The organism is Streptomyces sp. NPDC054872, assembly GCF_053610705.1.
Window position 1 is genome coordinate 26,060 of sequence record NZ_JBSGYY010000054.1, and the last position, 26,747, is coordinate 52,806.

28 protein-coding genes are annotated in these 26,747 nt (G+C 68.5%); 13 read left to right on the forward strand and 15 right to left on the reverse strand.

Annotation, left to right across the window (positions count from 1 at the left end; all coding sequences use genetic code 11):
* Nucleotides 1-520: 520 nt before the first annotated feature.
* A complete protein-coding gene (locus ACWGIH_RS39885; protein ID WP_453450782.1) occupies nt 521-829 on the forward strand; it encodes a hypothetical protein in 309 nt (102 codons plus the stop codon).
* A 271-nt stretch (nt 830-1,100) separates the two neighbouring features.
* Nucleotides 1,101-1,481, forward strand: a complete 381-nt coding sequence (locus ACWGIH_RS39890; protein ID WP_453450781.1) for a RidA family protein — start codon at nt 1,101-1,103, stop codon at nt 1,479-1,481.
* A gap of 137 nt (nt 1,482-1,618) precedes the next feature.
* Here the strand turns inward: ACWGIH_RS39890 and ACWGIH_RS39895 are convergent, their stop codons facing one another.
* Nucleotides 1,619-2,167, reverse strand: a complete 549-nt coding sequence (locus tag ACWGIH_RS39895) for a GNAT family N-acetyltransferase (RefSeq protein ID WP_453450780.1) — start codon at nt 2,165-2,167, stop codon at nt 1,619-1,621.
* Nucleotides 2,168-2,614: 447 nt separating this feature from the next.
* Nucleotides 2,615-3,043, reverse strand: a complete 429-nt coding sequence (locus ACWGIH_RS39900; RefSeq protein WP_453450779.1) for a MarR family winged helix-turn-helix transcriptional regulator — start codon at nt 3,041-3,043, stop codon at nt 2,615-2,617.
* A 130-nt stretch (nt 3,044-3,173) separates the two neighbouring features.
* Here ACWGIH_RS39900 and ACWGIH_RS39905 point away from each other — a divergent pair, with 130 nt between their 5' ends.
* On the forward strand, nt 3,174-4,049 hold the full coding sequence (locus tag ACWGIH_RS39905; protein WP_453450805.1) for an MBL fold metallo-hydrolase: 876 nt from the start codon (nt 3,174-3,176) through the stop codon (nt 4,047-4,049).
* 254 nt (nt 4,050-4,303) lie between these two features.
* On the opposite strand, the gene ACWGIH_RS39910 is transcribed toward ACWGIH_RS39905, so the two are convergent.
* Genes ACWGIH_RS39910 through ACWGIH_RS39920 form a run of 3 tightly spaced genes read right to left on the reverse strand, consistent with a single transcriptional unit; the run spans nt 4,304 to nt 6,816 of the window.
* Nucleotides 4,304-5,554 carry an MFS transporter gene (locus tag ACWGIH_RS39910; RefSeq protein WP_453450778.1) on the reverse strand — a complete coding sequence of 417 codons (1,251 nt, stop codon included), beginning with the start codon at nt 5,552-5,554 and terminating at the stop codon, nt 4,304-4,306.
* A gap of 39 nt (nt 5,555-5,593) precedes the next feature.
* Entirely contained in the window at nt 5,594-6,136 is a 543-nt protein-coding gene (locus ACWGIH_RS39915; RefSeq protein WP_453450777.1) for a cyclophilin-like fold protein, read from the reverse strand.
* A complete protein-coding gene (locus tag ACWGIH_RS39920; protein ID WP_453450776.1) occupies nt 6,133-6,816 on the reverse strand; it encodes an SDR family NAD(P)-dependent oxidoreductase in 684 nt (227 codons plus the stop codon). The genes ACWGIH_RS39915 and ACWGIH_RS39920 overlap by 4 nt, the downstream gene beginning before the upstream one ends.
* A gap of 837 nt (nt 6,817-7,653) precedes the next feature.
* Between ACWGIH_RS39920 and ACWGIH_RS39925 the strand changes: the two genes are divergently transcribed.
* Nucleotides 7,654-7,848 (forward strand): MmyB family transcriptional regulator, encoded by a 195-nt coding sequence (locus ACWGIH_RS39925; protein ID WP_453450775.1) that lies wholly within the window; start codon nt 7,654-7,656, stop codon nt 7,846-7,848.
* Here ACWGIH_RS39925 and ACWGIH_RS39930 read toward each other — a convergent pair.
* Nucleotides 7,837-8,118, reverse strand: a complete 282-nt coding sequence (locus ACWGIH_RS39930; RefSeq protein ID WP_453450774.1) for a hypothetical protein — start codon at nt 8,116-8,118, stop codon at nt 7,837-7,839. The genes ACWGIH_RS39925 and ACWGIH_RS39930 overlap by 12 nt on opposite strands.
* A gap of 219 nt (nt 8,119-8,337) precedes the next feature.
* On the opposite strand from ACWGIH_RS39930, the gene ACWGIH_RS39935 reads away from it, so the two are divergent.
* Entirely contained in the window at nt 8,338-8,901 is a 564-nt protein-coding gene (locus tag ACWGIH_RS39935; RefSeq protein ID WP_453450773.1) for a GNAT family N-acetyltransferase, read from the forward strand.
* A gap of 573 nt (nt 8,902-9,474) precedes the next feature.
* Here ACWGIH_RS39935 and ACWGIH_RS39940 read toward each other — a convergent pair.
* Nucleotides 9,475-9,879, reverse strand: a complete 405-nt coding sequence (locus ACWGIH_RS39940; RefSeq protein ID WP_453450772.1) for a YunG family protein — start codon at nt 9,877-9,879, stop codon at nt 9,475-9,477.
* 87 nt (nt 9,880-9,966) lie between these two features.
* Here ACWGIH_RS39940 and ACWGIH_RS39945 point away from each other — a divergent pair, with 87 nt between their 5' ends.
* On the forward strand, nt 9,967-10,560 hold the full coding sequence (locus tag ACWGIH_RS39945; RefSeq protein WP_453450804.1) for an HAD domain-containing protein: 594 nt from the start codon (nt 9,967-9,969) through the stop codon (nt 10,558-10,560).
* A 131-nt stretch (nt 10,561-10,691) separates the two neighbouring features.
* Here the strand turns inward: ACWGIH_RS39945 and ACWGIH_RS39950 are convergent, their stop codons facing one another.
* The gene (locus tag ACWGIH_RS39950) at nt 10,692-11,096 is read right to left on the reverse strand and encodes a MerR family transcriptional regulator (RefSeq protein ID WP_453450771.1); all 405 of its coding nucleotides are present in this window, start codon (nt 11,094-11,096) and stop codon (nt 10,692-10,694) included.
* Nucleotides 11,097-11,510: 414 nt separating this feature from the next.
* Here ACWGIH_RS39950 and ACWGIH_RS39955 point away from each other — a divergent pair, with 414 nt between their 5' ends.
* A complete protein-coding gene (locus ACWGIH_RS39955; RefSeq protein ID WP_453450803.1) occupies nt 11,511-13,016 on the forward strand; it encodes a SulP family inorganic anion transporter in 1,506 nt (501 codons plus the stop codon).
* A 240-nt stretch (nt 13,017-13,256) separates the two neighbouring features.
* On the opposite strand, the gene ACWGIH_RS39960 is transcribed toward ACWGIH_RS39955, so the two are convergent.
* Nucleotides 13,257-14,210: a threonine/serine dehydratase gene (locus ACWGIH_RS39960; RefSeq protein ID WP_453450770.1), complete on the reverse strand. Its 954-nt coding sequence runs from the start codon at nt 14,208-14,210 to the stop codon at nt 13,257-13,259.
* A 109-nt stretch (nt 14,211-14,319) separates the two neighbouring features.
* On the opposite strand from ACWGIH_RS39960, the gene ACWGIH_RS39965 reads away from it, so the two are divergent.
* Together ACWGIH_RS39965 and lepB are read left to right on the forward strand one after the other, a co-directional pair.
* Nucleotides 14,320-14,625 carry a hypothetical protein gene (locus tag ACWGIH_RS39965; protein WP_453450769.1) on the forward strand — a complete coding sequence of 102 codons (306 nt, stop codon included), beginning with the start codon at nt 14,320-14,322 and terminating at the stop codon, nt 14,623-14,625.
* A gap of 361 nt (nt 14,626-14,986) precedes the next feature.
* Complete coding sequence (gene lepB / locus ACWGIH_RS39970; RefSeq protein WP_453450768.1) at nt 14,987-15,553, forward strand: signal peptidase I; 567 nt, start codon at nt 14,987-14,989, stop codon at nt 15,551-15,553.
* Between the two features lie 602 nt (nt 15,554-16,155).
* Here lepB and ACWGIH_RS39975 read toward each other — a convergent pair.
* A complete protein-coding gene (locus tag ACWGIH_RS39975) occupies nt 16,156-16,806 on the reverse strand; it encodes a response regulator (protein ID WP_453450767.1) in 651 nt (216 codons plus the stop codon).
* Nucleotides 16,797-17,954, reverse strand: a complete 1,158-nt coding sequence (locus tag ACWGIH_RS39980) for a sensor histidine kinase (protein WP_453450766.1) — start codon at nt 17,952-17,954, stop codon at nt 16,797-16,799. Before ACWGIH_RS39980 ends, ACWGIH_RS39975 begins: the two co-directional genes overlap by 10 nt.
* A 239-nt stretch (nt 17,955-18,193) precedes the next feature.
* Between ACWGIH_RS39980 and ACWGIH_RS39985 the strand changes: the two genes are divergently transcribed.
* The 3 genes from ACWGIH_RS39985 (at nt 18,194) to ACWGIH_RS39995 (ending at nt 20,790) form a co-directional block, all read left to right on the forward strand.
* Nucleotides 18,194-19,351, forward strand: a complete 1,158-nt coding sequence (locus tag ACWGIH_RS39985) for a serine hydrolase domain-containing protein (RefSeq protein ID WP_453450765.1) — start codon at nt 18,194-18,196, stop codon at nt 19,349-19,351.
* Nucleotides 19,352-19,882: 531 nt separating this feature from the next.
* Complete coding sequence (locus ACWGIH_RS39990) at nt 19,883-20,509, forward strand: hypothetical protein (RefSeq protein WP_453450764.1); 627 nt, start codon at nt 19,883-19,885, stop codon at nt 20,507-20,509.
* Nucleotides 20,503-20,790: a S41 family peptidase gene (locus ACWGIH_RS39995; protein WP_453450763.1), complete on the forward strand. Its 288-nt coding sequence runs from the start codon at nt 20,503-20,505 to the stop codon at nt 20,788-20,790. Before ACWGIH_RS39990 ends, ACWGIH_RS39995 begins: the two co-directional genes overlap by 7 nt.
* 98 nt (nt 20,791-20,888) lie before the next feature.
* Here ACWGIH_RS39995 and ACWGIH_RS40000 read toward each other — a convergent pair whose 3' ends face one another.
* The 3 genes from ACWGIH_RS40000 to ACWGIH_RS40010 all read right to left on the reverse strand — a co-directional run bounded on the left by ACWGIH_RS40000 (nt 20,889) and on the right by ACWGIH_RS40010 (nt 22,235).
* A complete protein-coding gene (locus ACWGIH_RS40000) occupies nt 20,889-21,041 on the reverse strand; it encodes a hypothetical protein (RefSeq protein WP_453450762.1) in 153 nt (50 codons plus the stop codon).
* A gap of 66 nt (nt 21,042-21,107) precedes the next feature.
* The gene (locus ACWGIH_RS40005) at nt 21,108-21,683 is read right to left on the reverse strand and encodes an LLM class flavin-dependent oxidoreductase (protein WP_453510424.1); all 576 of its coding nucleotides are present in this window, start codon (nt 21,681-21,683) and stop codon (nt 21,108-21,110) included.
* A 15-nt stretch (nt 21,684-21,698) separates the two neighbouring features.
* The gene (locus ACWGIH_RS40010) at nt 21,699-22,235 is read right to left on the reverse strand and encodes a dihydrofolate reductase family protein (RefSeq protein ID WP_453450760.1); all 537 of its coding nucleotides are present in this window, start codon (nt 22,233-22,235) and stop codon (nt 21,699-21,701) included.
* Between the two features lie 46 nt (nt 22,236-22,281).
* Between ACWGIH_RS40010 and ACWGIH_RS40015 the strand changes: the two genes are divergently transcribed.
* Complete coding sequence (locus tag ACWGIH_RS40015) at nt 22,282-22,779, forward strand: hypothetical protein (protein WP_453450759.1); 498 nt, start codon at nt 22,282-22,284, stop codon at nt 22,777-22,779.
* A gap of 656 nt (nt 22,780-23,435) precedes the next feature.
* On the opposite strand, the gene ACWGIH_RS40020 is transcribed toward ACWGIH_RS40015, so the two are convergent.
* Nucleotides 23,436-26,642 (reverse strand): AfsR/SARP family transcriptional regulator, encoded by a 3,207-nt coding sequence (locus tag ACWGIH_RS40020; RefSeq protein WP_453450758.1) that lies wholly within the window; start codon nt 26,640-26,642, stop codon nt 23,436-23,438.
* Between the last annotated feature and the right edge of the window lie 105 nt (nt 26,643-26,747).

A 26,747-nucleotide genomic window follows, 5' to 3' on the forward strand; every position in this document is an offset into this window, starting at 1 on the left:
CCGGCGCCGACTCGGTCAGCCGAGACGTCACCGAACACGGCTTGGGACTGGGCCCCCGATGCCGGGTCCAGGGCGTTGCAGCAGTCGCCCCCGGCGGGTTCGGCACGAAAGGGCATTAGCGCGGGCGTACAGACAGTAGTCAGAACTCGCCACGAAAGTGAGACAAGGCCTCCAATCCATCACCAGCAGGCCCAGCAGCAAAGACACTCATACAAAGCGGCCGTTCTCTCGCACTTCGCTACTCAACATCTCGAAGCGTGGAGAACGTCCGTGAGGGCTGTCTTGAGAAGAACCGCAGATCAGCAGGTCGGGTGACGCCAGAGGTTACACACCAAGATACAGGTCTCCTGTAAAAGGTGCTCTGAATGGGAATCAGACGTCCCGCTCAGTTAAAACGGAATGCCGCCCGCCACATGCCCCCCGGCTCCATCCACTGAGGCGCTTGCTTGTAACTGATCGTCGTACTAGTTTCGCCGCAGATGGAATGAACCGGCCTACGAAGCCACACTCAGGGGGAAAAATGGCGATCGATTTCGCGAGTCGACGGATAACTTTCAGCGCACATACCGGATCACCTCAGGACGTGGACCAGGTGTTCTCCTTCCCTGCCAATGTCCGCAAGGCGGAGACTTTTGTAAACGGCTTCAACATCGGCTTCGAAGGGACGGATCACGAGTTTTTCCGTCAGGAGGTCAACACGGCTGTCCGTGCAATCAACGGGAACGTCGTGACCGTGCGTACGGTGTTCTCCCTCCGGGACAGCAGCGGGAACTTCGATGATCCCTTCAGCGGCTTCGTCGATGTCGTAGTAGTCGCCGATCTCCTCTAGTACAAGGGACGCAGCAGTACGTCCGTCCCGCCTCATGCGGGAGGTACCGCATTCTCGCCCTCAGAGTATGGAGGGCGGGCCACGGCGGGAGGCTCTCGAAATGGGCGGGGAGGCGGCGCGCTCCGTGCGAAAAATACCGCCTCGAATCCGCCGTCGCCCCGCGAACGACTTACGTCACCGCGGAGCGAGGGAATGCTGCCGCCATTGGGTTCACAGTCTTCACGGTCGATGTTCAAGCGGAGCTCAGGAATTTTCGGACAGGAGACGTTCCATGGCCCGACAAATCATCTCCACCTCCGCGGCACCAGAGAATTCTGGCTACAGTCAGGCGGTCAAGGTCGGCAACACGATCTACGTAGCTGGAACAGTGGGAGTCGATGTGACCACCGGTGAACTCGCCGGGCCCGCTATTCAGGAGCAAACCCGCCAATCGCTACTCAACTGCCAGGCCATCCTCCGCGCCGGCGGAGCCGAGCTGAGCGACGCTGTAATGGTTCACACCTTGCTGATGCGACCTCAGGACGCCGATGACATCATCAAGGTCTTTGAAGAATTCTTCCCCGACGTGCGGCCACCTCGCTGCGTGAGCAAACTGGGAGTCGACCGGCCTGGAATTTTGGTGTCGATCGCCATGGTGGCCGTCATAGAGTGAGTAGGGGCGGGCACTAGCGCGGTGGCTTCCGCTCCGTTTCCAGCCCCGCCGCTTCTTGCTGATGCTGAACAAGGCGGAGGGCCAGGGCCTGTTCGAGGGCTGGCTCCTGCGGGTAGCGGTCGAGTATCGGCATACGTTCAAGCGAAGTTCGCTCTTGGGCCCAACATGCCGAACCACTGCTGGGCGCCGAACTCTTCGAACCGCTCTACTTCCGTGAACCCCAGCTTTGCCGCCAGGTGCATCGCGCTCTTGTTGGCGGTCTGAGTACAGAGCACCACCGGTTCATCGGGGAAGGAGTCCATGCACCAGATGAGTGCGGCGCGGCACGCCTCAGCAGCGTAACCATGGCCCCACGCCGTGGGCAGGAACATGTAACCGAGCTCAACTTCCCCACCCTCAGGACGGACATGCCCCGGACGCGTGGCGTCACGTCGCTCGAATTGGATTGAGCCGATCATCGCTCCGTCGAGAGCGACGACGAAGACACCAGGTCGCCGCCCGGGTATGTCAGGGATCGCGCGTTCGAGCTCGTCGCGCGGCTGCGGCCCACCCAGGTAAGTGCGCACCTCCGGCGAGGCGAACAACTCGACGAACGCGCTGCGGTCGCGACTCTCGGACTCTCGCAGCGTCAGGCGTGCGGTACTTATCGGGGCAGGTGGCCAAGCGGAGGGCACGAGTTCAGTCATGCCCTGGAACCTACCGCCCGCCCCCTGCGGCAGATCCGAGGGAAACCTGTGGTCGTAGCGCCGGGTGGGCCCCTCGCCATAGTCGCGTAGAGCAGATGCAAAGGGGGCCACCCCTCCCCTACCTGCAGCCCTCGGATGCGTCCCCGTGAGCGCGGGGCATCGTCGCAGTCGAGCAGCCTGCGGGCATACGACGCGGGACCATGCCCATGGGCGCGGCGAGCAGGCCGTGGGCGAGGCCTCCCCCGCTTCCACCGGATGAAGGGCGGCGGCCGGCTGCTCGGCGTGTGTCGGTCCGGGGGCCGGAGCTGTTCGGCATGTACGGCACGTACGGCAGGGGGCGCACTCGACGAGTTCGGCGGCGCACCGCACGCCTCGGGCCCGGTACGGGCTCAGGTTCCACGGCCGTCGAGCGCAGCGGCCGATCCTGTCTCCCTTGGCCGACGTCGGCTAGGAACGCGTGATTGCTTGCTCAAGAAGGCTCTGAAGGGCGCGCTGCTGTTCGGAGCTAAGACCAGCCAGCGGTGAGTCCTGGGCGAGGAGTTCGAGGAGCCGTTCGCGGGAGGCGCTGCCTGCTGAGGTGAGGACGAGGTGCTTGGCGCGGCGGTCGGTGGGGTGCGCGCGGCGCTCGACCAGGCCCCGTTTCTCGAGCTTGTCGATGACGAAGGTGGCATTGGAGGGCTCGCAGCTCATGCGTTCGGCGAGCTCTCGCATGGTCATCGGCCCGGTCATCTCCCGCAGCGCGGTCGCCTGGGCCGCGGTGAGGCCCAGCGTGACGGCGCGTTCGCGTACGTGGTCGGAGATCTGCTGGGCCAGCCCGTTCACAAGGCCGCACAGTTCTCGCTCGGCGATGGCGTGCGGCTCCAAGGGCGTCGTCATGCATCCCACCCTAGCAAGTCCATCAAGCAAGAATATTTCGAGCTTGCATGATTCTAGCTTGATGCTTATGGTCATCACCGTCGCCTCCGACGGGCACGGCGACGACCACCAGAACACAGGGGAGATGGACATGACCTATTCCGCAACTGACGGGGATGACCGGCTGCGGCGGCCGGCTGGCATCCGTTCGATACAGCTGGGCGACACGAGGGTGTCCTACGTGCCGGACGGAGCGGTGCAGCTGCGGCCGCGCGATTTGATCCCCGACACAACCGGCGAGGTGTGGGCCGCCCACCCCGAGTACCTGGACGAGTCCGGCAGCCTGGTGGCGAGTATCGGCGGCCTGCTGGTGGAGAACGGCGACCGCGCACTGTTGATCGACGCGGGGTTCGGACCGCAGTCATGGCCGCCCGCGCCGGACGGCCCGCGCGGCGCGATCCACGGGGGCGCGCTCCTGGACAGCCTGGTCCAACTCGGCCGCAGGCCCGAGCAGATCGAGGCGGTGGCCATCACTCACCTGCACCCCGATCACACCGGTTGGGCCTGGCATCTCGCACCCGGCGCCGACCGGCCCGCATTCGCCCATGCCGACTACCTGATGTCCGAACGGGAATGGGCCCGGCGCGACCTCCTCGAGGCGCAGGAGGTCGCCGGCCTGACACCGCACGTCCGTACCGTGACCGACGGGCAGGAGATCTTCCCGGGCGTACGGATGCGGATCACCGCCGGTCACTCGCCCGGACATGCCGAGTACGTCATCACCTCGGGCGGGCAGCGGCTGATCGCTTTTGGCGACGCGCTGCACTCCCCGATCCAGGTCGCCCACCCCGAATGGTCCACCGCCTTCGACCACGATCCCGTCCGCGCCGCCGACCACCGCCACCAGCTCGTCGCAGAGCTGGCAGAACCCGACACGATCGGGTTCGGCATCCACTTCGCCGACGTGGTGTTCGGCAGTGTCCGGCGGGACGGCGACGACCTCGCCTGGCGTCCCCTGGACGCCTGACAATGAGGAAGTGAGGGGTGGTTCTGCTGATGCGCCTGACCGACGTCTTCGACTGTCCTGTTTGGGACGGGGCGGCAGCGAAGAGCGGCCTCAACCGCTCGATCTCGGATGCCGGATGGGGGTGTTCCTCACGATCCTGCGTCAGTTGCGGCCACACCGCGCACGCCGACCACGTTGGGGTACGCAACGTTCGTAGGTGACCGTCCTGCGAGTCTCTCCTTCGACGGCGGAACGGTGGCTCGTTCGGGCGGATGTCAGTGCGGTGCCGGTGTGGAGGCGTCGTCCCGTACAGGGGCCGCAGTATTGCGCTGGGCGACGATCCGCGTGCGGTGGCCGGCGCCGCTGAGTGCGAGCGCGATCAGCGGCAGCAAGGTGAGTGCGGCGAAGACGGCGCCAACCAGGGCCGGTCCGGTCAGGCCGAGAGAGGAGTCCAGGGCCCGGCCCGCGACGAGGGAACCGACAGCGATGCCGGTGTTGTAGCCGGAGGTGGTCAGCGCCGAGGTGAGAGTGGGGGCATCCCCGGCGAAGCGGACGGCCAGGGAGGTGACGACCGGATTGACGGTGAACCCGGCCAGGGCCATGGCGAAGACCAGGAATACGGCGGCCACCGGACTGCTGGAGGCTGGGACCAGGGCCAGCAGGATGAGGGAGGTGGCAGCCGCCGCGGTGATCGTGGTGACCATCGGGCGACGGTCCCCGAGACGGCCGCCGAGGGCGGTGCCGCCCAACGCCCCGACGCCGAAGGCGATCAGCACCAGCGGCACGGCGCCGGCCGGGATGCCGGCCCGGTCGGTCAGCAGCGGGGTGATGTACGTATACGTCGCCAGGACACCGCCCATGATGAGTACCGCTGCACCGAGGGCCAGCCAAAGCCTCCCCTGCTTGAGGGCCCTGACCTCGGACCGCACCGACACCTCGGACCGCCGCTCCGTTCGGGGGATGAACCGGCCGATGAACGTGGCGGCGAGCGCGGCAACGAAGGCCAGTGCCCAGAACGGGCCGCGCCAGCCGGTGTATTGACCGACGAACGAGCCGATCGGCACACCGATCACGTTGGCCAGCGTGAGGCCGCCCATCATGACGCCGACCGCACGCGTGGCGCTCGCAGTCCCGGCGGTGGTGGTGGCGATGACGAAACCGACGGCCCAGAACGCTCCGGTGGCCAGCGCGGTCACCACGCGGGCAATCAGCACAACGGTGAAGGAAGCGCTCAGGGCGGCGACGGCGTGACCGAGAGCGAAAACCGCGAGGGCGCCGATGAGGGTGTGGCGCTGGGGCAGCCGCAGGGTGGCCATGGCCATCGTGGGCCCACCAACGATCATGCCGACGGCGAACGCCGTGATCAGTAGACCGGCGTGCGACACGCTCACGTTCAGGTCGGCAGCCATCTCGGGCAGCAGTCCGGCGATGACGAACTCGGTGGTGCCCATCAGGAAGGTGCCGACGGCGAGCACCCACACGACGAAGGGCAGTCGGTCGGGGGCGGACCCGGTGGCGGAGGGCATGCGAAAACTTCTTCCGTACGGGGAGGGGTGGGGGCGGGGTCAGGAGGCAGCTTCGACGGTGATGCGGTCGACCCCGGACAGTTGGTCGGCGTCGGCGTCGATGTGGCCGAGGATCAACAGATCTTCTGAGGCGGAGGGGCCGTCCTTGTAGAAGATGGCGAGGTTGCCCCACGGTGCGAAGTAGGCGATGTCTCCGACCTTTGCTGCGGCCGGCCTGGGAGCGCCGTCGGTGGTCAGTTTCCTCGGCGGGTCGGCGACGCGCTCGGTTCCGTGGAAGTCCTCGAGGTACAGGGTGAGCGGGAGCAGGGAGGCAAGGTCGCGGGCGGCGGGGCTGTCGTTCAGGGTCGCGCCAACCGGCCGACCGTCGATGGTGACGCGGATTTCCATCTGAGTGCTCCTGTCTGATCGGGACGCGCTCGCTGACGCCGAGGTCTGCGACTGCTTAGCCGCCGGGGCGGACGACGAGGCGGAGGTTGTGGCGGGGGCCTGCTCGGCGGGTGAGGCGTCGGAGCAAGCGGCCGCGGCCAGCAGCAGGCCGCCGGTGGCGGCCGCGGTCAGAGCCCGGCGACGCGTGAAGGTCATGGTGTGGTGTCCTGCGCATCCGGCATGGGCTCGGCGTAGTGGCGAAAGCCCTTGCGGTCGGTGTGCAGGTTGTACAGCCTCTCGGCCAGCGCCTCGGGGCTGGAGGTCGCGGAGTCGGGGCTGATCGCGCCGGGGACGATGAGCTGGGCGGCATGGATGTTCTCCGGGGCGAGCGCGGTGTGGAGCATCGCCGCGTAGGCGCTCTCGGCGGCGAACGCGATCGAGGTGCCGGCCCGGTCGGGGTGCGGGCGTACCGCGCTGCCGCCGTTGACGAACAGCAACGTGCCCCGGCCGAGCTCCCGCATGCCGGGCAGGACCGTGTTCACGCAGGTGAGCGGCCCCTTGACGGAGAAGGCCAACGGGTCATCCAGGTCGGCCGCGGTGGTGTCCAGGACCGGCTTCATGAAGTCGCCGCGGGGCACCGGGCTGAACTGGAGGACCTCGACGGGTCCCAGCGCGTCCGCGGCTTCGCGCAGGGCCTCGGTGAGGGAGGCGGGGTCGAGGACGTCGGCGGTGAAGCCGCGGGCGTGCACGTTCTCCCTCACCAGTTCGGCTGCCAGGTTGTCCTGGTGCTGGGCGCTGCGCGAGAGGAGGGCGACGCTGTGGCCCGCTTTGCCGAAGCGACGGGCGGTAGCCAGCCCCAGGCCAGGGCCGGCGCCGATAAGGGCGAATGTGGTCACGGTAGTTCTCCTCAACAACGTGGGGCGGGCGGGCCGCATCAGGGTGGCCCGAGGAAGAAGCGGTGCGGTTCGCGCGGGGGCTCATGGCGCGGCGTTCGTCGGCGCCGCGCACCCCTCGGCAACCTGAAATCAGGCTGCGGGGTTCAGCAGCTGGCGGGGCCTGCGGCGTAGCCTCGTCGGTGTTTCGGGGGTCAGCCATGGCACGACGTCGTGATCGACATCGTCCTCGTCGATGGCCAGGTGGACCATCAGCCGGTTCGCCGCGGCACCGTGCCAGTGCCCTCATCGTCCTCGAACAGGACGCGATGGCCGGGCGGGATGACGTCCACCGGACCGCACCGGCGCTGACACAGACCGATGCCGTCGGTGACGAAGTTGGTTTGGCCCAGCGCCTGGCGGTGCTTGTGCGTGGATGCGCCCCGCAGGAACTGGACCAGGTTGGCGGTCCTCCAGAGTCTCGAAGCGGACGTCGCCAGGGGCGTGGATCACTGCGCCGCGCATGAGAGGTTCCTTTGCCTACCGGTTGCAGATGCGGGGCCCCGGAGCCCCGGGCGGAGGACCGCCCGAGCGGGGCGCGGAGCTGCGCCTTCGCCGCCTTGGTGGCCGAAGGAGAAGCACCACGCCTTCCAGGTAACTCCCTCTTCACGCGCGCAGCGAGTCACTGACGAGGGGTGTACCGGCGGTACACCCCTTTGGCCGCGTGCGGGGCTACCGTCGAAAACATGGACAACCCGTGAGGGGGGCCCGCGAGTTCCCCACCTCGCGGCGCGCAAAGATCACCCCCGCCCAGGCCGGACCAGTCTGCAAGGGACCCTGGACATAACCACCGCCGGACCGGTGTTCGTCCGCAACGGTCGGGTCGACATTCTCGCCGCCAACCAGCTCTTCCGCGCCTTCTACACCGACCGCTGCGCCACGCCCGGCAACCAGCAGAACCTGGCCCGCTGCACCTTCCTCGACCCGCCTCCCACCGCGTTTAGCCAGCGGGGCACCGCACGGGTGCAATGGAGTGTTGGGTGGTCAGAGCACTGACGATGGGCGAGCAACAACTAGCGTCTCACCGGCCGTTGAACAGGGCGATGGTGCGTCCCACTCGTGGCGCAGGATACGCCTGAGGAGTGCGCCGTTGAGGCTGCCGAGCGCTCCCTCGGTGGCGCCCATGCCCAGCGAGGTGAGCCAGACGACGCGCGGGGATGCCGAGGCGACCAGTCGGGCGCCGTCGGAGAGGATGGCGGGATCCTGCTTCTTGGTGAGGCCCAGGCCGCTGATGACGACGTCGGCTTCTGCGACGGCGTTCACCACGCTGTCGGGGTAGGCGACGTCGGCCTACACGGCGCCGCCTACCGGCGTCAGGCGCCGTTGGTGGGCGTCTCCAGGGTCTCGCGAAGCGGCAGGCACTCGCGTTGGGACGCCGGGACCTGCCTGGGTTCAACCAGCAGGGGGGACACACGGGTGTTCCACTCCCCCGGTAGCCCGGGAAATCCGTTGGGCTGCCCGGCTTGCGTCAGACATGATCGGCCTATGGACACCTTCCTGGAGACCGAGCGTCTGGCCCTGCGCCGCTTTACTGCCGATGACGCGGACCTGCTGATCGAGTTGGACAGTGACCCGGCGGTGATGCGCTACCTGAGCGGCGGCGATCCGACCGCGCCGGAAGTCATCCGGGAACAGCATTTGCCGAAGATCCTCGACGGTTATGTGAAGTGGGGTGGCGACCTGGGACTGTTCGCCGCGCACGAGAAGGACGGCGGCGCGTTCATCGGCTGGTTCATCCTCCGGCCCGGGCAAGAGGGCCCCCTGGACGAAGTCGAACTCGGCTACCGGTTGCGGCAGGCGGCCTGGGGCAAGGGTTATGCCACCGAAGGCTCGCGGGCCTTGCTGGCCAAGGCGTTCACGGAACTCGATGTGCGCATGGTCTGGGCGGAGACGATGTCCGTGAACCACGGTTCGCGCAAGGTCATGGAGAAGCTCGACATGAGGTTCGCGGGCGCCATCTCTGTCCCTTCAGACATGGGGAACATCGAGGGCGCCGCGCAGGGAGGCGTACGGTACGAGATCACCAAGGAGCAGTGGAAGCAGCCGTAGCCAACGGCGTGACCAGGCGTTTGACGTCCAAACGACCTGCTCGCCCTCTCGGCCCAGACCACGGACGACGTGGACATGGGATTCAACCGCGAACCCGGGGGACTCGACATCGGCCGCTGCAACAGTCCTGCCCCCTCCGGCCAGAGGTAGCAGGGGCCCAGTACGGCAAGGCAACGAGGTAGTGAGAAAGAGCAGCTGGCCTGAACTGGAGAAGCGGAGTGACTTCGATGCATGAGGGCAGCGCCTGGACTGTACCGGCATACAAGGGCTTGGGTGGAGCTCCGATGTGGGTCGTGATCGGGCTCCTTGTCCTGGGGCTGGCTTGGGCCGCCCTTGCGGCATCGAGGAAGCGAAAGTGATCGGTTTCTACACCCGGCTGTTAGCGGCGGGCTATGGGTACAGGTGCAGTCCATCGGAGGGGCACTGAAGCAGGAGTTGGCTGGAAGCTGGCCGAGTACGCCATTGGACCCGAAACGCATCGTCCACGCCCCTACAGATCTCGCCAGTCGCCGACCCGCTGCCCAACGGCCAGACGTCGTTCCACTGGGCCGGCCAGGGTGGCCCCGGCCGAGTTCACACAGCAGGTTCCGGGAGGGTACCGAGGTGCTCGATGACCCGCTTGCGCAGGAGAAGGTACTCCTCCCGGCGGCGCAGAGGGCCCGGCGGGCGTTTCACCACACGGCCTTCGGTGACGGTCTGACCTCGCTGGAACTGCTCGAGTGTCAGGTCCAGTTCGATGCCGCTGGCCAGCCGGTTCCACCAGTGGAAGCCGTGCTGGATGCCGTTGAAGTAGACCTTGCCCGTCATGAGGTCGCCGCCGAAGACGTCATGGACGATCAAAGCCGTGATGTCGCAATGGCCCCAGGCCGGGTTCTCCGGCTGCCAGCCGGAGCGAGCCAGGTCGTCAGGCGAGCAGGTGTCAGCGGCCCAGCTGGCGCGCAAGGCTTTGTCAAGGTCGAGCAGGTTCCAAGGGGTCATGCCGACAGCATCGCAGTGACCACTGACACCGGCGTTGACGCTGGGAGGAGGGTCAGCGCCACGCTCATCCGTGGGGCCTGTGCTGCTGTGACTGGCTCTGTGCGGCTTCCTCTGCTGTTCCTCGACGTCGACGGACCGCTCATTCCTTTCGGGGCGGAGCCGCAGCAGTATGCAACTCATGCGCTCGGTTCCCATCTGCGCGGGGTCGACGGCAATCCGCTCCTGACCAGGGTTAATCCTCAGCACGGGGCCAAGTTGGCCTCGCTTCCCTGTGAGGTGGTCTGGGCCACGACGTGGATGGAAGAAGCGAACGAGTGCATCGCTCCACTGCTCGGTCTTCCGCAGCTTGACGTGGTTGTCTGGCCGGAGCCTTCAGACATCGATGATCAGGACGAACGCGATGGGCTGCACTGGAAGACGCGTGCCCTTGTCGACTGGGCGGCAGGGCGGCCGTTCGTATGGGTTGATGACGAGGTCACGGACACAGATCGGGCCTGGGTCGCCGCCCATCATCAGGGACGCGCCCTGGTCCACCGAGTTGATGCCCGCCTTGGCCTCACCGATGGCGACTATGCGGCTCTCGCCGCGTGGCTGCGACAGCCGTACGGGGCGGAGATCCGCCAGCGGATGGTGAGCCGACGCCCCGAGGACGGTGGACCGTTCAGCGAGACACTGGAGTGATCAGTCGGTCTTGGCCGTTTCTTCGGCTCGGGCTCGCGTCGACGTACCAAACACAGTCGCTACCCGGCCGTGGCACAATTCGCGGCCGGTCAGGCCAACTTACCCGCCGCGTCGCGGCCTCGGGGAAGATGTCAGTGGGCAGGGACGCGGGTGAGGCGTTCGCGCAGGGTGGCGGCGAATTCTTCCGCTCGCGCCAGCTGCGTGCGCAGCTTCTCCACCTGCTCGGTCGCGTCCTGCTCGTAACTGCGCACGCACTCCATCAGTGCCCCGCGCTCGTCCGTCGGCAGTTCCTCGCCGGAGTCGAGACGGTCGGTGGCCTCCAGTAGGTCGCGCATCTGGTCCAGGGTGAAACCGAGCGGCTTCATCCGGCGGATGACCATCAGGCGTGCCACGTCGGACTCGGTGTAGAGACGGAAGCCGCCCTGGGAGCGGGCGGAGGGGATGACCAGGCCGGTCTCCTCGTAGTGCCTGATCGTGCGCAGCGACAGCTCGGTCCGCGCGGCGACCTCGCCGATCTGCATGTGCTCGCTGCTCACGCGGGCGTCCTTCCTCTTGTGTCACCGAGGCCACAGGCGACCTTCATCCATCTCTACCCTAACGTTAGGGTAGAGTAAGTGATCGTGGGGTGCGGGTTCGTGCCGTCCCCGCCCTCTATGGTGCGGGGTCGTTCCCGTGACCGTCAGCCGTGTCGGGGCCGACGAAGCCCCCGGCGAAGACCGCCTGCAGGAGAGAGCGTGCGCATGCCCATGACGCCCAGCGCCGCCGCCTGCCCGCCGTGACCCTTCGCCCCTGAAGCAGTACCGGGAGCCTTTCGCTCGCACCCCGCTGCTGCGTTGTGAACCTCAGCCCGTTGTACGCGGGCTCCGCGGATGGCCGCCCCGGCTGTCCGGCGCCTTCCCGCACGCCCCGCAACGACGACGGGCGTGCCCGAGCACGACAGGTACCTGCTCTTGTCTACGTCCGCTCTGTCCCCGGCCGCCCGGCTGCGCGGCCTGCGTCCCGACTGGCTGAAGGATCCGAAGGTCTGGCGCACCGAGATCCTGGGCGGCCTGGTCGTCGCCCTCGCTCTGATTCCCGAGGCGATCTCCTTCTCGATCATCGCCGGGGTCGATCCGGCGATCGGTCTGTTCGCGTCCTTCACGATGGCGGTGACCATCTCCATCGTGGGCGGACGCCGCGCCATGATCTCGGCGGCGACGGGCGCCGTCGCACTGGTGATCGCGCCGCTGAACCGCGAGCACGGGCTGGGCTACCTGGTCGCCGCCGTGATCCTGGCCGGCGTCTTCCAGATCGTTCTGGGCGCGCTCGGTGTCGCCAAGCTGATGCGGTTCGTGCCCCGCAGCGTGATGGTCGGCTTCGTCAACTCCCTCGCCATTCTGATCTTCATGGCGCAGGTCCCGGAGATGCACGACGTGCCCTGGCCCGTCTACCTGCTCATCGCGGCGGGTCTCGCCCTCATGGTGTTCTTCCCGAAGGTCACCAAGGTGATCCCGGCCCCGCTCGCGTCCATCGTGATCCTCACGGTCATCACGGTCGCGGCCGGGATCGCGGTGCCGACCGTCGGTGACAAGGGCGAGCTGCCGTCCTCGCTGCCGGTGCCCGGCCTGCCCGATGTGCCGTTCACCATGGACACGCTGACGACCATCGCTCCCTACGCGCTCGCCATGGCGCTGGTCGGCCTGATGGAATCTTTGATGACCGCCAAGCTCGTCGACGACATCACCGACACGCACTCCTCGAAAACCCGTGAGTCCATCGGCCAGGGCATCGCCAACATCGTCACCGGCTTCTTCGGCGGTATGGGCGGCTGCGCCATGATCGGCCAGACGATGATCAACGTGAAGGTGTCCGGGGCCCGTACCCGCCTGTCCACCTTCCTCGCGGGCTCGTTCCTGATGGTGCTGTGCGTCGTCTTCGGACCCGTCGTCTCCGACATTCCGATGGCCGCGCTGGTCGCTGTGATGGTGATGGTGTCCTTCGCGACGTTCGACTGGCACTCCATCGCCCCGAAGACGCTCAAGCGGATGCCCGCCGGCGAGATCGCCGTCATGGTCATCACGGTGGCCTGCGTGGTCGCCACCAGCAACCTCGCCATCGGCGTCGTCGTCGGCTCGATCACCGCGATGGTCATCTTCGCCAAGCGTGTCGCCCACCTCGCCAGCGTCACCGCGGTCATCGAGCCCGACGGCAGCAGCGTGGTCTATTGCGTCACAGGTGAGCTGTTCTTCGCCTCCTCCAACGACATCGTCGGACAGTTCAACTACGCCACCGACCCCGACAAGGTCGTCATCGATCTCACCGCCGCCCACATCTGGGACGCCTCCTCCGTCGCCGCACTCGACGCCATCGAGACCAAGTACAAACAGCGCGGCAAGACCGTCGAGATCATCGGGCTCAACCACCCGAGCGCCCAGATCCACGAAAAGCTCAGCGGCGAACTCACCAACGGCCACTGAAATATGCCCTGCGCAGAGCGCAGGGCATCCGGAACCACACGAGCCGTAGGAGCGGAGTTACTTCGTCCCACCCCCGTCCGTCGACGTTCCTCGAACAAGCACTACGTTTGGCCCAGCGCACGCACGGCAGCGCAGCCGGGCCTCGGCCGAAGCATCGTGGCACGGGTGCCCTTACCGTCCCGCTCACCGCACCGCGAAACGCGGGCCGGCGGACCCTCGTACGGACGGGCACGGCCCGACTCAGAGGATCGCTCCCGCGTACGCGGTCACATCCTGCACCGATGCGTTGCCGCCGCAGATCACCAGACCGAGCCTGGTCGCCTCGCCGGTCTTGGCCAGGACGCGGCGGGCGGCGGGGAGGAGGCAACCCGCTGCCGGCTCCGCCCATACCCTGGCGTGCTCGGCCAACTCGAGCACGCCCGCGAAGGCCTCCGCCTCAGGCACGACCAGCACCTCATCGACCAGGTCACGCACCATGGCGTACGTCAGAGGAGACACCATGGGCGCGCTCAGCGTGCTGATACGTGAGTCCACATCCACTTGGACCGGCCCACCGCAGGCCAGCGCCCGGGACATCGCGTCGGCACCAGTTGTCTCCACTCCCCACACGCGCACGCCCGGCCGGCGTGCCCGCAGCGCCGCCGCCACCCCGGCGATCAGGCCACCACCGCCGATGGAGACCAGGACGTCCGTCAATTCACCGGCGTCGGCGGCGAGTTCGAGTCCCACGGTGCCCTGCCCCGCGATGACCACCGGGTCGGAGAACGGGTGCAGCAGCGCGAGCCCGTCCGCCTCCAGCCGGTCCATCGTCGCGAAGGCCTCGGCCATGGTCGCGGTCAGTCGTACATCAGCTCCGGTGGCCCGGGCAGCCTGCACCGAGCGTGCCGGTGCGGTCTGCGGCATCACCACGGTGGCGCGCACACCCAGCGCGGCCGACATCTCCGCCACGGCGACACCATGGTTGCCGCCGGACACCGCGACCACGCCGGCCGCGCGTTGCTCATCGGTCATCGCCAGCAGCTTGGCAACGGCTCCCCGCGCCTTGAACGAACCCGTGCGCTGCAGCAGCTCGAGCTTCACCGTGACCGGCACCCCGAGCAGCGCGGTCAGCCCCGGGCTGGGCAGCGTGGGAGTGTGCACCACATGCCCGGCAATCCGCGCCGCCGCGCTCTCCACGTCCTCAACAACAACCATGGCGCCCCTCCCGAATGTCTCGCACGCCGTATCCCTCTGCACCCTACGCGGACGATCCACCCCTGTTATCACCGCCCGGGCCGGTGAACTACGCGACCAGATCGAGCACTTGACCGCTCCCCTGGCCGAGACCGAAGCGCGTCTGGCAGACCTGGCCACCACCCGGAAGGTCATCGCCGAACGCGTCCCACCCGGGACCGTACCCGACGCACCCGACGCACCCGAGACGAACACCGCCTACCAGGCCATCGTGAACGTCTCCAACCAGCATCCCGAGCAGGAATTCAGAGCCCGTGAGCTGCACGAATTCCTCGGCATGCCCACCGACGAGGCGACCGTCAACATCACCCGCAGCCGCCTCGGACGCCTCACACGCCAAGGCTTCCTCACCCAACCCGGACGAGGCCGCTACTAGAAGAAGACTCAACGCCCTCTGAGTAGAAGCGGGAGATCGCCAGCACATCCGTTCTCCGCCAGACACGGCAGTCCTGACCGAGGTCGGCCGGCTGGACCAGTCGCTGGAAGACCGCCCTCAACACCTTCGACGGCAGACTCGGCGCAGCACGCGACTAACCACAACAACCGCCGCCGCACCAGGGCAACGGCGGCAGGTAGGTGCGGGGCGACCTGGGCTGGGCCCGCGGTGACGGATGGCGCGCTTGGCACGCTGTGTTGGGTGTGCAGCGGATCAAGGTGACGGGCGGAGCTTCATGAGGCACCAAAGAGTGGCGTGGGGATGGCGAGTTGCAGTCTGGGGGCTGATACCGACCGGCCTCGTGCTGCTGGCCGGCTCCGTCGCGTACGGCCTCGTGCAGTACGAGACCGTGACGGTCGGCGGTGACTCAATGCGACCCGGATTCCCGCCCGGGTCGCGAGCGCTGGTAAAGCGGCTCGACCCAGACGGCATACACCGGGGCGACGTCGTCCTCATGGATCCGCCCGAGCGCTACATGACCCAGCCGGTGCTGCGGCGCGTCATCGGCATCGGCGGCGACCACGTCACGGGCTCCGGAAACCGGGTCACGGTGAACGGGAAGACCCTCGATGAGCCGTACGTGGCGGACACGCAGGGCGACCCGCACGCCGTCCCGTACGAGGTGCAGGTCCCGGCCGGCCGGCTGTTCGTGCTCGGCGACTACCGTGTGAACTCCAACGACTCCCGCTACCACCTTGATGTGCATGAGGGCAGCTTCGCGGCCTCGGGAGTACGGGGCCGCGTGATGGAAGACGCCACCGTGCCCACCGGGCCCACAGTGTTCGCGGGCCTCGGGGCCGCACTGAGCGTGGTCGGCCTAGGCGGGTACGCGGTCGGACGGCGGCGCACCGCGCCCGGCCCGCGCTGACCGGGTCCCTTCACGCGCCCGGTGCGACGTAGCGACGCGCCCCAGCACCGACCGCCGCTATGGATGCCGACGGCCGGTCGACGACCCGGTCGCCGGCCCTCCGACAGCCAGTCCCGCTACGGACGCTCCCCCGGTGCTCCAGCACTTCGCCGGCTCGGAGTGCGCACGGTGACTTACCCACACCTCTGCGGGACTACCCGCCACCAGCTGTCCCGGAGAAGGGTGGGCACTGCAGGTCACAGATTCGCTGTGCCCACAGTTATCTGAGACAGGACACTCAGGGTTGAGGGTGGAGAGGGCGATGTGGCGCCCTTGGTCAAGCACGCGTCGCACCAGATCAAGCTTGGCCTTGACGGGCTCGATCGCATCCGCACCCAGCTGCAGGCGAGCGGCGGCTCGGCGAGGCGACCTCAGTTATGTCGACGATGGTTCTTGCTGCCTTCACCGGATCGCCTGGCTGGCGCGCTCTGGCCGACACCGGCCTCGACGCTCCCGACCTCGCCCAGCGCGTCGGCGAACTGTTGCTCAAGAGCCCTGCCCACTGCGCCCTGCCACGCACTGATTTTGATCAGCCACCGGTCGATTACTCACCAGGAGCTGGGTTACGGCCCGTCGTGGCGGCGGAGGTAGGCCAGGACGGCGCGGACGCGGCGGTGGCCGCTGTCGCCGACCGACAGGCCGAGTCTGAGGAAGACACTGCCGATGTGTTTGTGGACGGCATTGTCGGTGATGAAAAGCCTCTGCGCGATGGTGGCGTTGTCGTGCCCTTCGGCCATCAGGGCCAGGACCTCGCGTTCGCGCGGCGTGAGCGCGTCGACGGGATCGTTGCGGACGGCGAGGAGTTGGGCGATGACCTCGGGATCCATGGCGGTGCCGCCGGCGGCCACGCGGCGCAGCGCGTCGGTGAACTCCGTGATACGGCTTACCCGGTCCTTGAGCAGATAGCCGATGCCGCCGCGAGTATCGGCGAGGAGGCGGCCGGCGTATTCCTGCTCGACGTACTGGGACAACACCAGTACGGGAAGGCCGGGGTGGTCGCGGCGGGCGCGCAGGGCTGCGCGGATGCCCTCGTCGCGGAAGTCCGGGGGCAGTCGCACGTCGACGATGGTGACGTCCGGTTGGTGGGTCTCGACGGCGGCGAGGAAGCCGGGGGCGTCATCCGTGATCGCGGCGACCTCGAAGCCCTGTGTGCTCAGCAGGAGTTCGAGTCCGGAGGACAACAGGACGTTGTCCTCGGCGATGACTACACGCACGGCAGCTCCACGGTGATGACGGTCGGCCCGCCCGGCGGGCTGGTGATTTTCATGGTGCCGTCCAGGGCGGCAGCGCGGCGGCGAATTCCGACGAGGCCGCTGCCTCGAGAGGTGTCAGCCCCGCCGGCGCCATCGTCGGTGATCTCCGTGGACAGTGTCGCGCCGTGGCGGGTGACATGGACGGCGGCGTGGGTGGCCCGGCTGTGCCGGGCGATGTTTGCCAGCGCCTCGGTCACGGTGAAGTAGGCGATCGCTTCGACCGCGGCGGGGACCTCACCGAGCTCGCCGATGTCAATGCGGGTCGGCACACCTGCCCTGGTGGCCAGGGTGCCGAGCGCGCCGCGAAGGCCCTGATCGGACAGGATGGGTGGGTAGATGGTGCGGATGACGGAGCGTAGTTCGGTCATGGCCTCCTCGGTCTCGGCCTGGGCTTGTCGTACGAGCGCGGCGGCCGCGTCGGGGTCCTTCGCATAGCTCTCCCCGGCCACGGCAAGCCGCAGGGCGATGGCCACCAGCCGGGCCTGGGTACCGTCGTGCAGGTCGCGTTCGATCCGGCGGAGTTCCGCGCCGTGTGCCTGGAGGACGCCTGTGCGCGTTCGGGTGAGTTCGCTGACGCGCGCGGCGAGTTGTTCGGTGGGAGACGGTGCCAGGACTGCCAGGCAGCATCGCGCGTGCACCCGGGCGAGCTGTGGCATGGCGAGGATCGCCAGCGCCGCAAGGAGCAGGAACTGCGCCAGGTTGATCGTCAGCGCGGAGGCCCAACTGTTGATCGGGACGTCGAGCAGCAGCAGCCGTGGCGGGTCCGACGCGGGAAAGGCCCACCATCCCACGGTGACGACGAGGGTGAGGAGCAGGTTGGCCAGGCACAGCAGGGTGAGCAGGCTCGCGGGCAGGCCGGTGGTCGCCTGTATCACCAGCCACGCAAGGTCGCGGCGGAAGGCGCGTGGGCGCGGCTGCACCGGTCGGCCCAGCAGAGTGCCGGCACGCCGACGGTGGCGCTCCGCCCAGGCTTCTGCCAGCGACGGTATGCACAGCAGTGGCGCCGCCATCAGCGTCACCGTCGCGGTCATCACTGTGCCGAGCAGGTAGCGTCCGCTGCGCCCGGCCTGGACCAACCGGGCGCGGAAATCGCCGATCACACCGTGCACTGGCTCGCCTTCGTCTGGCCTACGGGACCGGAGCGTCTGAGATGAGCCACGGTACGTGCCGGGCGCCCCGGGGGCGCTACAGCCAGCTGTAGGTTTCAACCGGCCGCCTGCAGTAGCGACTTGCCCCTCGACGCGTACCTAGCGTGGGGCCCATGCGATCAACAACCCCGGCCTCCGCGCCGCAGAGCCGCCTGTCCCGGCAACGTCACCGCCGAATCGGCCGAAGGTGGCTGGCTGTCGTGGCGGCCGCACTGACCACAGCGGGCGTAGCCACAGCTGTCCAGCCGCCGGACAGCAAGGCCGCCACGTCCACGCGCGGCTACCAGCAAGGCGACCTGCGCCGGGACACCGCAGCCCTCCAAGCGCTGGGGATCACCGGCGTCCAGGCGCGGGTGACCACCGCTTCCGGCCGGGATCTGGTCGCCACCTCCGGCGTCGCGGTGGCGGGCACGGCCCGCCCGGTGCCCCGCAACGGCTACTTCCGGATGGCCAGCACCGCCAAGGCGCTCATGGCCACACTGGTCCTGCAGTTGGCCGGCGAGAGCAAGCTGTCACTGGACGACACCGTGGACCGCTGGCTGCCCGGAGTGATCGAAGGCAAGGGCAACGACGGAGGAAAGATCACCGTGCGCCAGCTCCTGCAGAACACCAGTGGCCTCCACGACGACCTTCCCGGCTTCGACACCCCGCGTGAGTACTACCGGCACCGCTATGACACCTACACGCCCCAACAGATCGTCGCCCGGTCGATGAAGCACCCCCCGGACTTCCGGCCCGGCACCGGCTGGAGCTACTCCAACACCGGCTACGTCATCCTCGGCATGATCGTCGAAAAGGCCACCGGCCGCCCATGGCAGGAGAAGATCGAAAGCCGCATCCTGAAACCGCTCGGCATGAACCACACCTACCTCGCGGGCACCGCACCCACCCTTCGTCGGCCGCACGCCCGTGGCTACCAGGTCTTCGCCACCGGTGAACGAACCGACGTCACCGAACAGATCGTCCCCGACCTCGGCAGCTACGTCTCCACCACGGCGGACGTCAACCGCTTCTTCCAGGGACTGCTGGGCGGCGAGTTGCTGCCCGAGGCGCGCCTGGCCGAGATGCGAGAGACCGTCCCGGTCGACAAGCAACTTGAGGCAATCTGGCCTGGCGGACGTTATGGCCTCGGCCTGGTCAACCGCCCGCTGACCTGCGGCGGCCGCTACTGGAGCCACCAAGGAGGCGAAGCCGGCTACATCACCCTGAACGGCGCCACCGACGACGGCCGCCGCACCGTCACCATCTCCATGACCACCAGCTTCAACGACCCTGCGAAGACACTTCGGCAACAGAAGGCCGCCAGCGACCTCGTCGACCGCACTCTGTGCAATACCGCCGACCATGGATCAGGCTGAGAGCCGCACGCGCTCTGGAACAACAAGCCGCCCAGCGGAGGCTGTCGCTAGGGTCCTCGTTCGTTGCTGATTGTCACTCAGCTCGAACGAGCAACGACCTGTCCGACCACGGAGAAGCGCCTTTCGCACTGTGGACAGGTCGCGTCGCCGAAGGCGCAGGTCAAGGCATGCGCCACATCCTCGTGGCCGTCCGCCAGAGCCAGCTCGTAGAGACTGCGGCCAAGACCGTCGAGGCCGGCCGGAGCGGCCGGGTGAAGAGGGAGGGTTTCGAAGCGCGACCACCCGCCCGGGAGCCGGGCCGCGAGCCAGGTCGGCGTTGGCGTCGTGGTTCGCCCGGGTTACGGCAACCGCAGCGAGCATCGCGGCGGTGCCTGAGATGGTGGCCAGGGCTACCTTCCTTCGCGTCGAGCCGCGCCGCAAGCCGGCTGACGGTGGCAGGCCGTTGGCCCAGGGCGAAGAACAATCGGTGAAGATCCTGAACGTGACTAAACTCTTTGACGCTTACGCAACCGCAGTGCTCTACTCCCGGCCATGACCACGCCCCTGACGCAGCTTCAGCCTGCCCCTGTCATCAACGAGACAACCCGACTGCTGGCTGAGCACTACGTTTTCCCCGAGATAGCCGAGCAGCTCGCCGGCCTGCTGCAACGACGCCTCGCCGAGGGTGCCTACGACAGCGACAGTGCCGAGGAGCTCGCCCGGCTGGTCACCGCAGACCTGCAGTCCATCAACGGCGACCGGCACCTGAGACTGAAACACCACGCCGCCCCCGTGCCTGACGAACAGGGAGCGGCCGCGCTGGAGGCCATGCGCCGGGACTTCGACACCTCGCTGGGCGGTGCGCCCCGGGTGCAGTTGCTCGACGGAGGGGTCGTCGTACTGGAAATGGCGCCGATGCTGTTTCCGCTGGAGTGGGCCGCCGAACCGCTGAGCGCCGCGCTCACCCTGGCCTCCCCTGCGCAGGCGCTGATCGTAGACCTTCGCTCCAACCGGGGCGGTGACCCGGACACGGTCGCCTTCGTCTGCAGCTACCTCCTGGACGAACGCACCCACCTCAACACCATGCACTGGCGCGGCGGTAAGCGCACCGAGCAGTCTGGAGCCTGCCGCACGTTCCCGGCGCCCGCTTCGGTGGCAGCAAACCGCTGTATGTGCTGACCAGTGACACCACCTTCTCTGCTGCCGAGGAGCTGGCGTACGACCTTCAGCAGCTCGGCCGCGCCGTAGTCGTCGGCGAGCCCACCCGCGGCGGCGCACACCCGTGTGATGGCTGGACCGTGCACCCCAACCTGGAAGTCACCGTCCCTGTCGGCCGGGCCCTCAACCCCATCTCCCACACGAACTGGGAGAGCACCGGTGTGCAGCCGGACATCCCTTGCGCTGCTGCTGACGCCCTCAACCGCGCTCACACGCTGGCCCTCACCCGTCTGGCAGGTTGAACCAAGTCCAGCTCGGGTGCGGTTCCAGGTGGGATCGCCGTCGGGTGGTTCTGCCACCAACTCCTCATAGGCCGGCAGTTGCGTGTTGATGGGGGCGCCTAATCGAGTACCGGTGGACCCGCCTCGATGCGCCGCAGCACCGCAGCCAGGCAGTCCACGTCGGGGCCGGGGTCGAGTTGGCTCTCGTCCCACCAGGTGGCACCCGCGTCGCGCAGTGGGCCGATCACATCCTTGGCCTTGGCAGCAGCCACCGAAGTGGCGTCGCCGACTACGAGATCGAAGGGGCGCCGGGTATCGCCTTCTCGATGACCGCGCACCTAGGTCATCAACTCCCCCACGTCCTGGCGATCCGGCGGGTATCCGTGCAGGGCGTTCTTGATCAGAGGAACCGCGCCGTCCCACCGCGCGGCCCGTCGCATGGGCGGACGGTTCGGCCAGAATCCCCCGATCCACACCGGCGGCCGGGGCCGCTCCACGGTGGCGGGCTGCAGGCTCACGTTCCGCGCCTGGTGATGCCGACCGTGATGGTCGACGGTCTCGCCCGTCCAGAATCGCCCCAACAACTCCAGCCCTTCGTCCAGCCGCTCGGCGAGCACCCGTCCGTCGGTGGAGTCGCCTAAGCTGCCGTACTCGTCCTCGACCGGCCCGCCCAGCCCCGCGGCGAACACGACCCTGCCTCCGCTGAGGTTGTCCAAGGTGGCCACCTGCCGAGCGAGTTGCTGCGGCCGATACCGAGCTACCGGAGTGAGCAGCGTCCCCACCCGGATCCGTGACGTCGCAGGTGCGGCCGCGGTCAGCAGCATCCATGCCAGGGCCCTGCAGCTACCGTCGGAGCAGCTGCTGTGCAGCGAGCGTGGGGAACTTGCCCCTCGCCGTGGGGGCCATGACAACATGCCCCTAGCCCGTGCCTACTTGCGCACGTGGAAGCGCAGCATGGTGACTCCGCCCGACTGGACGTTGCTGAACGGTTCCAGGTCGATCCGCTCGAGGCCCGGCGGCGCGAAACGGACGCCGTCGCCGAGCAGCACCGGCAGCACGTACACCAGGATCTCATCGACGAGGCCGCGCTGCAGGCACTGCGCGGCCACGTCGGCGCCGAGGATCTCCACGTTCTTGTCGCCGGCGGCGCGGCGTGCCGTGGCCAGGGCTTCCTCGACGTCGCAGGTGAGGAAGGTGACGTTCGGGCCCGGCTCGTCGGGCGGGCGGTGGGTGAGGACGAACTGCGCCCCGCCGTCATAGTCGGGGTGCTCGTCGGACATGCGCTTGCCGACCTCGTACGTGCGCCGGCCGATGAGCATGGCGCCCGTGGCGGCCATGACCTCGGGGAAGGTCGCCGACGTCATGTGCTCGAAGATCCAGTCCATCGTGTGGCCGGGACCGGCGATGAACCCATCGAGGGACATCACTCTGTTCACGACCACTTTGCCGGTGCTCGCAACCGTCATGCGTCTTCTCCAAGCAGGTGGAGGGCCGGGATCGCATCATAGGTCGGTGAGCAACATCTTCTCCGGCGGTGGCCGCGACCTGGATCTGTCCAGTGGCGCCACCGCGGTGTTCATCGACGTGCTGATACTGGCCGTGTCCGATCTCGCCGCAGAGGACTGGGACTTCCGCTTCGCGGCGCTGCTGACCCTGCAGGACCAGAACGTCATGGGGCGCGGTGCCGTCGGCTTCGACCTGGCGGAGTTCGACTGGGGTGCGACGGAGCGGGAACGTGCCCGCGCGAAGGACTTCGTGCTGCGTGCCACCGCACTCGCGGCGAGCGGACATCGCTGGAGCGAGCTGGGCTACCACCCGGCCCGCGTGCGTGACTACCTGCACCGCTTCACCACCATGGTGGAGTCCTGCACCCCGTCCGCCGACAGCAGCGCCGTACGCGGCTTCCCCGGCCCGGACGAGGCCGCGATGGCCTCGTGCGTGCGCCACCGCGTCCTCAGCGCGCTCCCGCTCTGGGACGGCTGCTTCCTCTGTAATTGGCCGCACTGCTAGCCCGGTTCGATTCCACATGATCTCGCCGCGGCCCCGGCCGACCAGTTCGATCGGCAGGCCGTGGCACCATGGACCGCATGACGACCAACCGAAAGGCCCATGCCGCGTAGACGGCCAGGGCAGATCCGTGCCGGCGCACCCGGCAGCCACGGGACAACAACGTCAACGCCAGTCATCGACGGCCTGTCTTCGCGTGCGCTGTCCGAGATCATCCGCCTTGAGCACACCCGCAACTATCTGCAGCCAGGCGAAGTCAGCGCAGCTGTGGGTCTGTGGAGGAAGTACGTCCACCAGCCCGAGCGGGAGCTGTGGCATGACTACGAGTGGGGCAATGTGCACTGGTACTGCTGCGGCAGCCCTCTCGATGCCCGAGCTCTCCTCGACAGCGTGATGCAGGCCCTGTCACCCCGAAGCGCCGGCGAACTTCGCACGATCGTCAGCCGGTCGGACGCCGTCTGGAACCTTCCGTCCCCGCCCTACGACACCGACGGGGGCTAAAGAAAAGACCTGCGTCGATGCTCTCTTCGCCCAGCGGAGGTCTGCCCCGCATCGACATGCGTGAGGGAGATCCCACACCGTGAGGTGGCCGACCGGGTGAAGCTGGAAGGGACTGTGCGGCGGCGGGTTGGGGTTGGGCCCGGCGGCAGAGCCGCCGGTCATCCGTGCGCTGTCGGCGGCAGGGTTCGTCCCCGGGCGGTCGCCGTCTCGAACTCCTCCTCGCCCAGCGCCGCTCTCGCCAGCGCCGCCGCGCGCTCCACATCGGCGCGTTCGGCTGGTGGCAGGTCGGCGTCCAACGAGGCACGCAGCGCTTCGGCCGTGCCCAGGAGTTCGGCTGCCGTGACCATCATCGTTCCCTCGATCGCGTGCGCCCCCGCCAGCCCCTCCAGGGCCATGGCCACCGCTCGCGGATCCGCCGTCCTGCGGGCCGCCGCCAGACCCTCCCTGTGGAGCGCCAGCGCACCAGCCGCGTCTCCGCGCTGCTCGGCGACGTAGCCGAGTTGCGCGAGGATCAACGCGGCGCCGGAGTCGACACCGAGACGGCGGTTCCACTCCAGCCACGGGCGCAGGTGGTTCTCGGCGGTGTCCAAGTCTCCGCGGCGGCGGGCGCCGAGGGCCAGGCCCGTCTCGGCGAACTGTTCCGCGGGCCGATGTGACTGCTCTACCGCCAGGCGGCGCGCTTGCTCGTGGTACTCGGTGGCGCGCGCGTCGTCACCGTTGAGCAGCGCCACGCGCCCGAGTCGTGCCAGGCGGAAGGAGACCTCGGTCCACAGTTCGAGCTCCTGCGCGCTGCGCACACCCTCCTGGTGCAGGCGGGCCGCCTCCTCGTACGAACCGGTGATCTCGGCGAGCACGCCCAGGTGTTCCGTCGCTCTCAGTTGCCCCCAGCGGTCGCCGAGTTCGTCGAACAGCGCCGCGCTCTCGTGTGCGTGATGCCGCAGGTCGGCCAAGTCGCCACGGTAACCCGCCCGGGTCGCGCGGGAATTGTGGACCGCGGCGATACCCCAACGGTCACCCCTCGCGCGGAACTCGACCAACAGCCCGTCGAGCGTATCCTCGTGGGGCACCCCGACGTCGAAACCACTCCGGGAAAAGTCCACCAGCCACCGGGCCCTGGTGTCCGCCCCCTCGAAGCTCCCGTCGTACGAGCTGTCCGCGCTCAGCGTGCCCTCGCCCGTGAGCAGCGCGAAGGCCGCGCGTCTGGCGCGGGCGCTCTGCCGGGAGGTGTCCGGGCCGCCCGGGCATCCCAGCGCCAGATCCAGCGCACGGCACGCCTCCCCGAGGCGCCCGCGCAGGAACCAGTACCAGGACATGGCGTTGACCAGGCGCAGTGCGAGTGCCGTGTCGGTCACGTCCACGGCGGTGTCCAGGGCCGCGCCCACATTGGCGGTCTCGCCGTCGAGCAGGCGCAGCCACCGGCGCTGGTCGGGGCCGTAGAGGTGCGGCTCGGCCCGCTCGGTCAGGTCGGCGACGTAGGCCGCGTGCAGCAGGCGTGCCCGCGCGGTCTCGTCCGCCGCGTCGAGACGTTCGGCGCCATATGCCGTGACGGATTCGAGTATCCGGTAGCGGGTTTCGCCGGCTGTGGCGCACGCCGCATCGGCCACCACCAGCGAGCGGTCGACCAGGCGCCCGACCAGGTCAAGCACCGCATCCCTGGGCACCTGCCCGATCGCGCACACGGCTTCCGCCCCGTCGAGGACGAAACCACCCCGGAAGACGGACAGTCGGCGCAGCACGCTCTGCTCCGGAGCGCTCAGCAGCTCCCAGCTCCAGTCGATCATCGTGCGTAGTGTCCGCTGGCGGGCGGGGGCGTCGCGGCGTACCTGGTTGAGGAGGCGGAAGCGGTCGTGCAGCCGGTCGGCCAGGGAGTGCACGCCCAGCGTTCGTACCCGGGTGGCGGCCAGCTCGAGCGCCAGAGGGATGCCGTCCAGGCGGCGGCAGATGAGGGCGACGGCTTCGGTGTTCTCTTCGTCCAGCTCGAAGCCGGGAGCCGCCGCCCGCGCACGGGCGGCGAACAGTCGTACGGCGTCGCTCTCGGCCAGCGGCGCGACCGCGTCCAGGACCTCGCCCGCGATGGCCAGCGGTTCCTGGCTGGTCGCGATGACGTGCAGGCCGGGCGCACGGCTGAGGAGCCGGTGGACCAGGTCGGCGACTGGCTCGAGGAGATGCTCGCAGTTGTCCAGTACCAGCAGCGTTCGCCGCTCCCCGACCGCTGCGGCGATGCGGTCGGCTCTCGTGCCGGGCCTCGCCCCGACCGGCTGCCCGGGTTCCGCGCCGGAGGGGGCGTCGTCGCGTACGCCCAGGACCGCCGCGACGCTCTCGGCGACCGGCGAACTCCCGCTCCCGACGGCGGCGAGTTCGACCAGCCACACACCGTCGGGGAAGGATTCCGCGAGGCGTGCCGCGGCATCCAGCGCCAGGCGTGTCTTGCCCACGCCGCCGGGTCCCGTGAGCGTGACCAGCCGTGCCTCGGACGCAAGCGCGCAGACACGACGGACCTCTTCCTCGCGCCCGATGAGCCTGGTGACGGACGCAGGCAGGTTCGTACGGGCAGGTGCGGCAGTTGGCTGCCCGGAGACCCCGACGGCCGCCTGGTGCGCTGCTGGTCCGGCTGCCAGCGCGGGGTCCTGTTCCAGGACCGACTGGTGGAGCGCGACCAGCTCGGGGCCCGGGTCTAGGCCCAGTTCATCGGCCAGGCGCTGCTTGAGGTCGCGATAGGCGTCGAGCGCTTCCGTCGGCCGCCCCGCCCGGTACAGGGCTCGCATCTGGGCGGCACGCAGCCGCTCCCGCAGCGGGTGCTGGGCTATCGGGCTCGCCAGCGCGTCGGCCAGCGCAGCATGTTCCCCCAACTCCAACTGCCGCTCGGCGAGTTCCTCGATCACCGTCAGCTTCTGCTCCTCCAGCCTCGCGGCATCCGCCCTCACGAACTGCGCGTCCTGGAAGTCGGCATAAGCCTCCCCGCGCCACAGATCCAGTGCTTCCACAAACAGCCCCACCTTGACGCGCGCGTCGTCGGCGGCGCGCGCCGCGGTGGTGAGCGCGGCGAACTCGGCTGCGTCCACCGCCGCGTCGGGCACGCGCAACGCATAGCCTGCGGGCCCGTACACCACCAGGGCTCGGGCCCCGGGCTCCGCGTTGTCCAGGGCCCGGCGGAGCTGGGAGACCTTGGTCTGGAGGGCGTTGACCGGGTTGGCGGGCATGCCTCCCTCACCCCACAGGGCGTCGATCAGGCTGTCGACAGCAACGGGCCGCCCGTGGTGCACCAGCAGACGGACCAGCAGGGCACGCACCTTGGGTTCGGGTACGGCCACGGCAGCGCCGCTGTCGCTCGTCACCGTCATCGGTCCCAGCACGTCGAATCGCATGCCGCCCACGCTAATGCGTTTCCTTGATGGGCTGTTGGGCGGCCGTGCGTGATCCGTCAGCGGTCCGTGCGCGGTGCCCTGCACAGTGGCCACATCAGCCCGAAC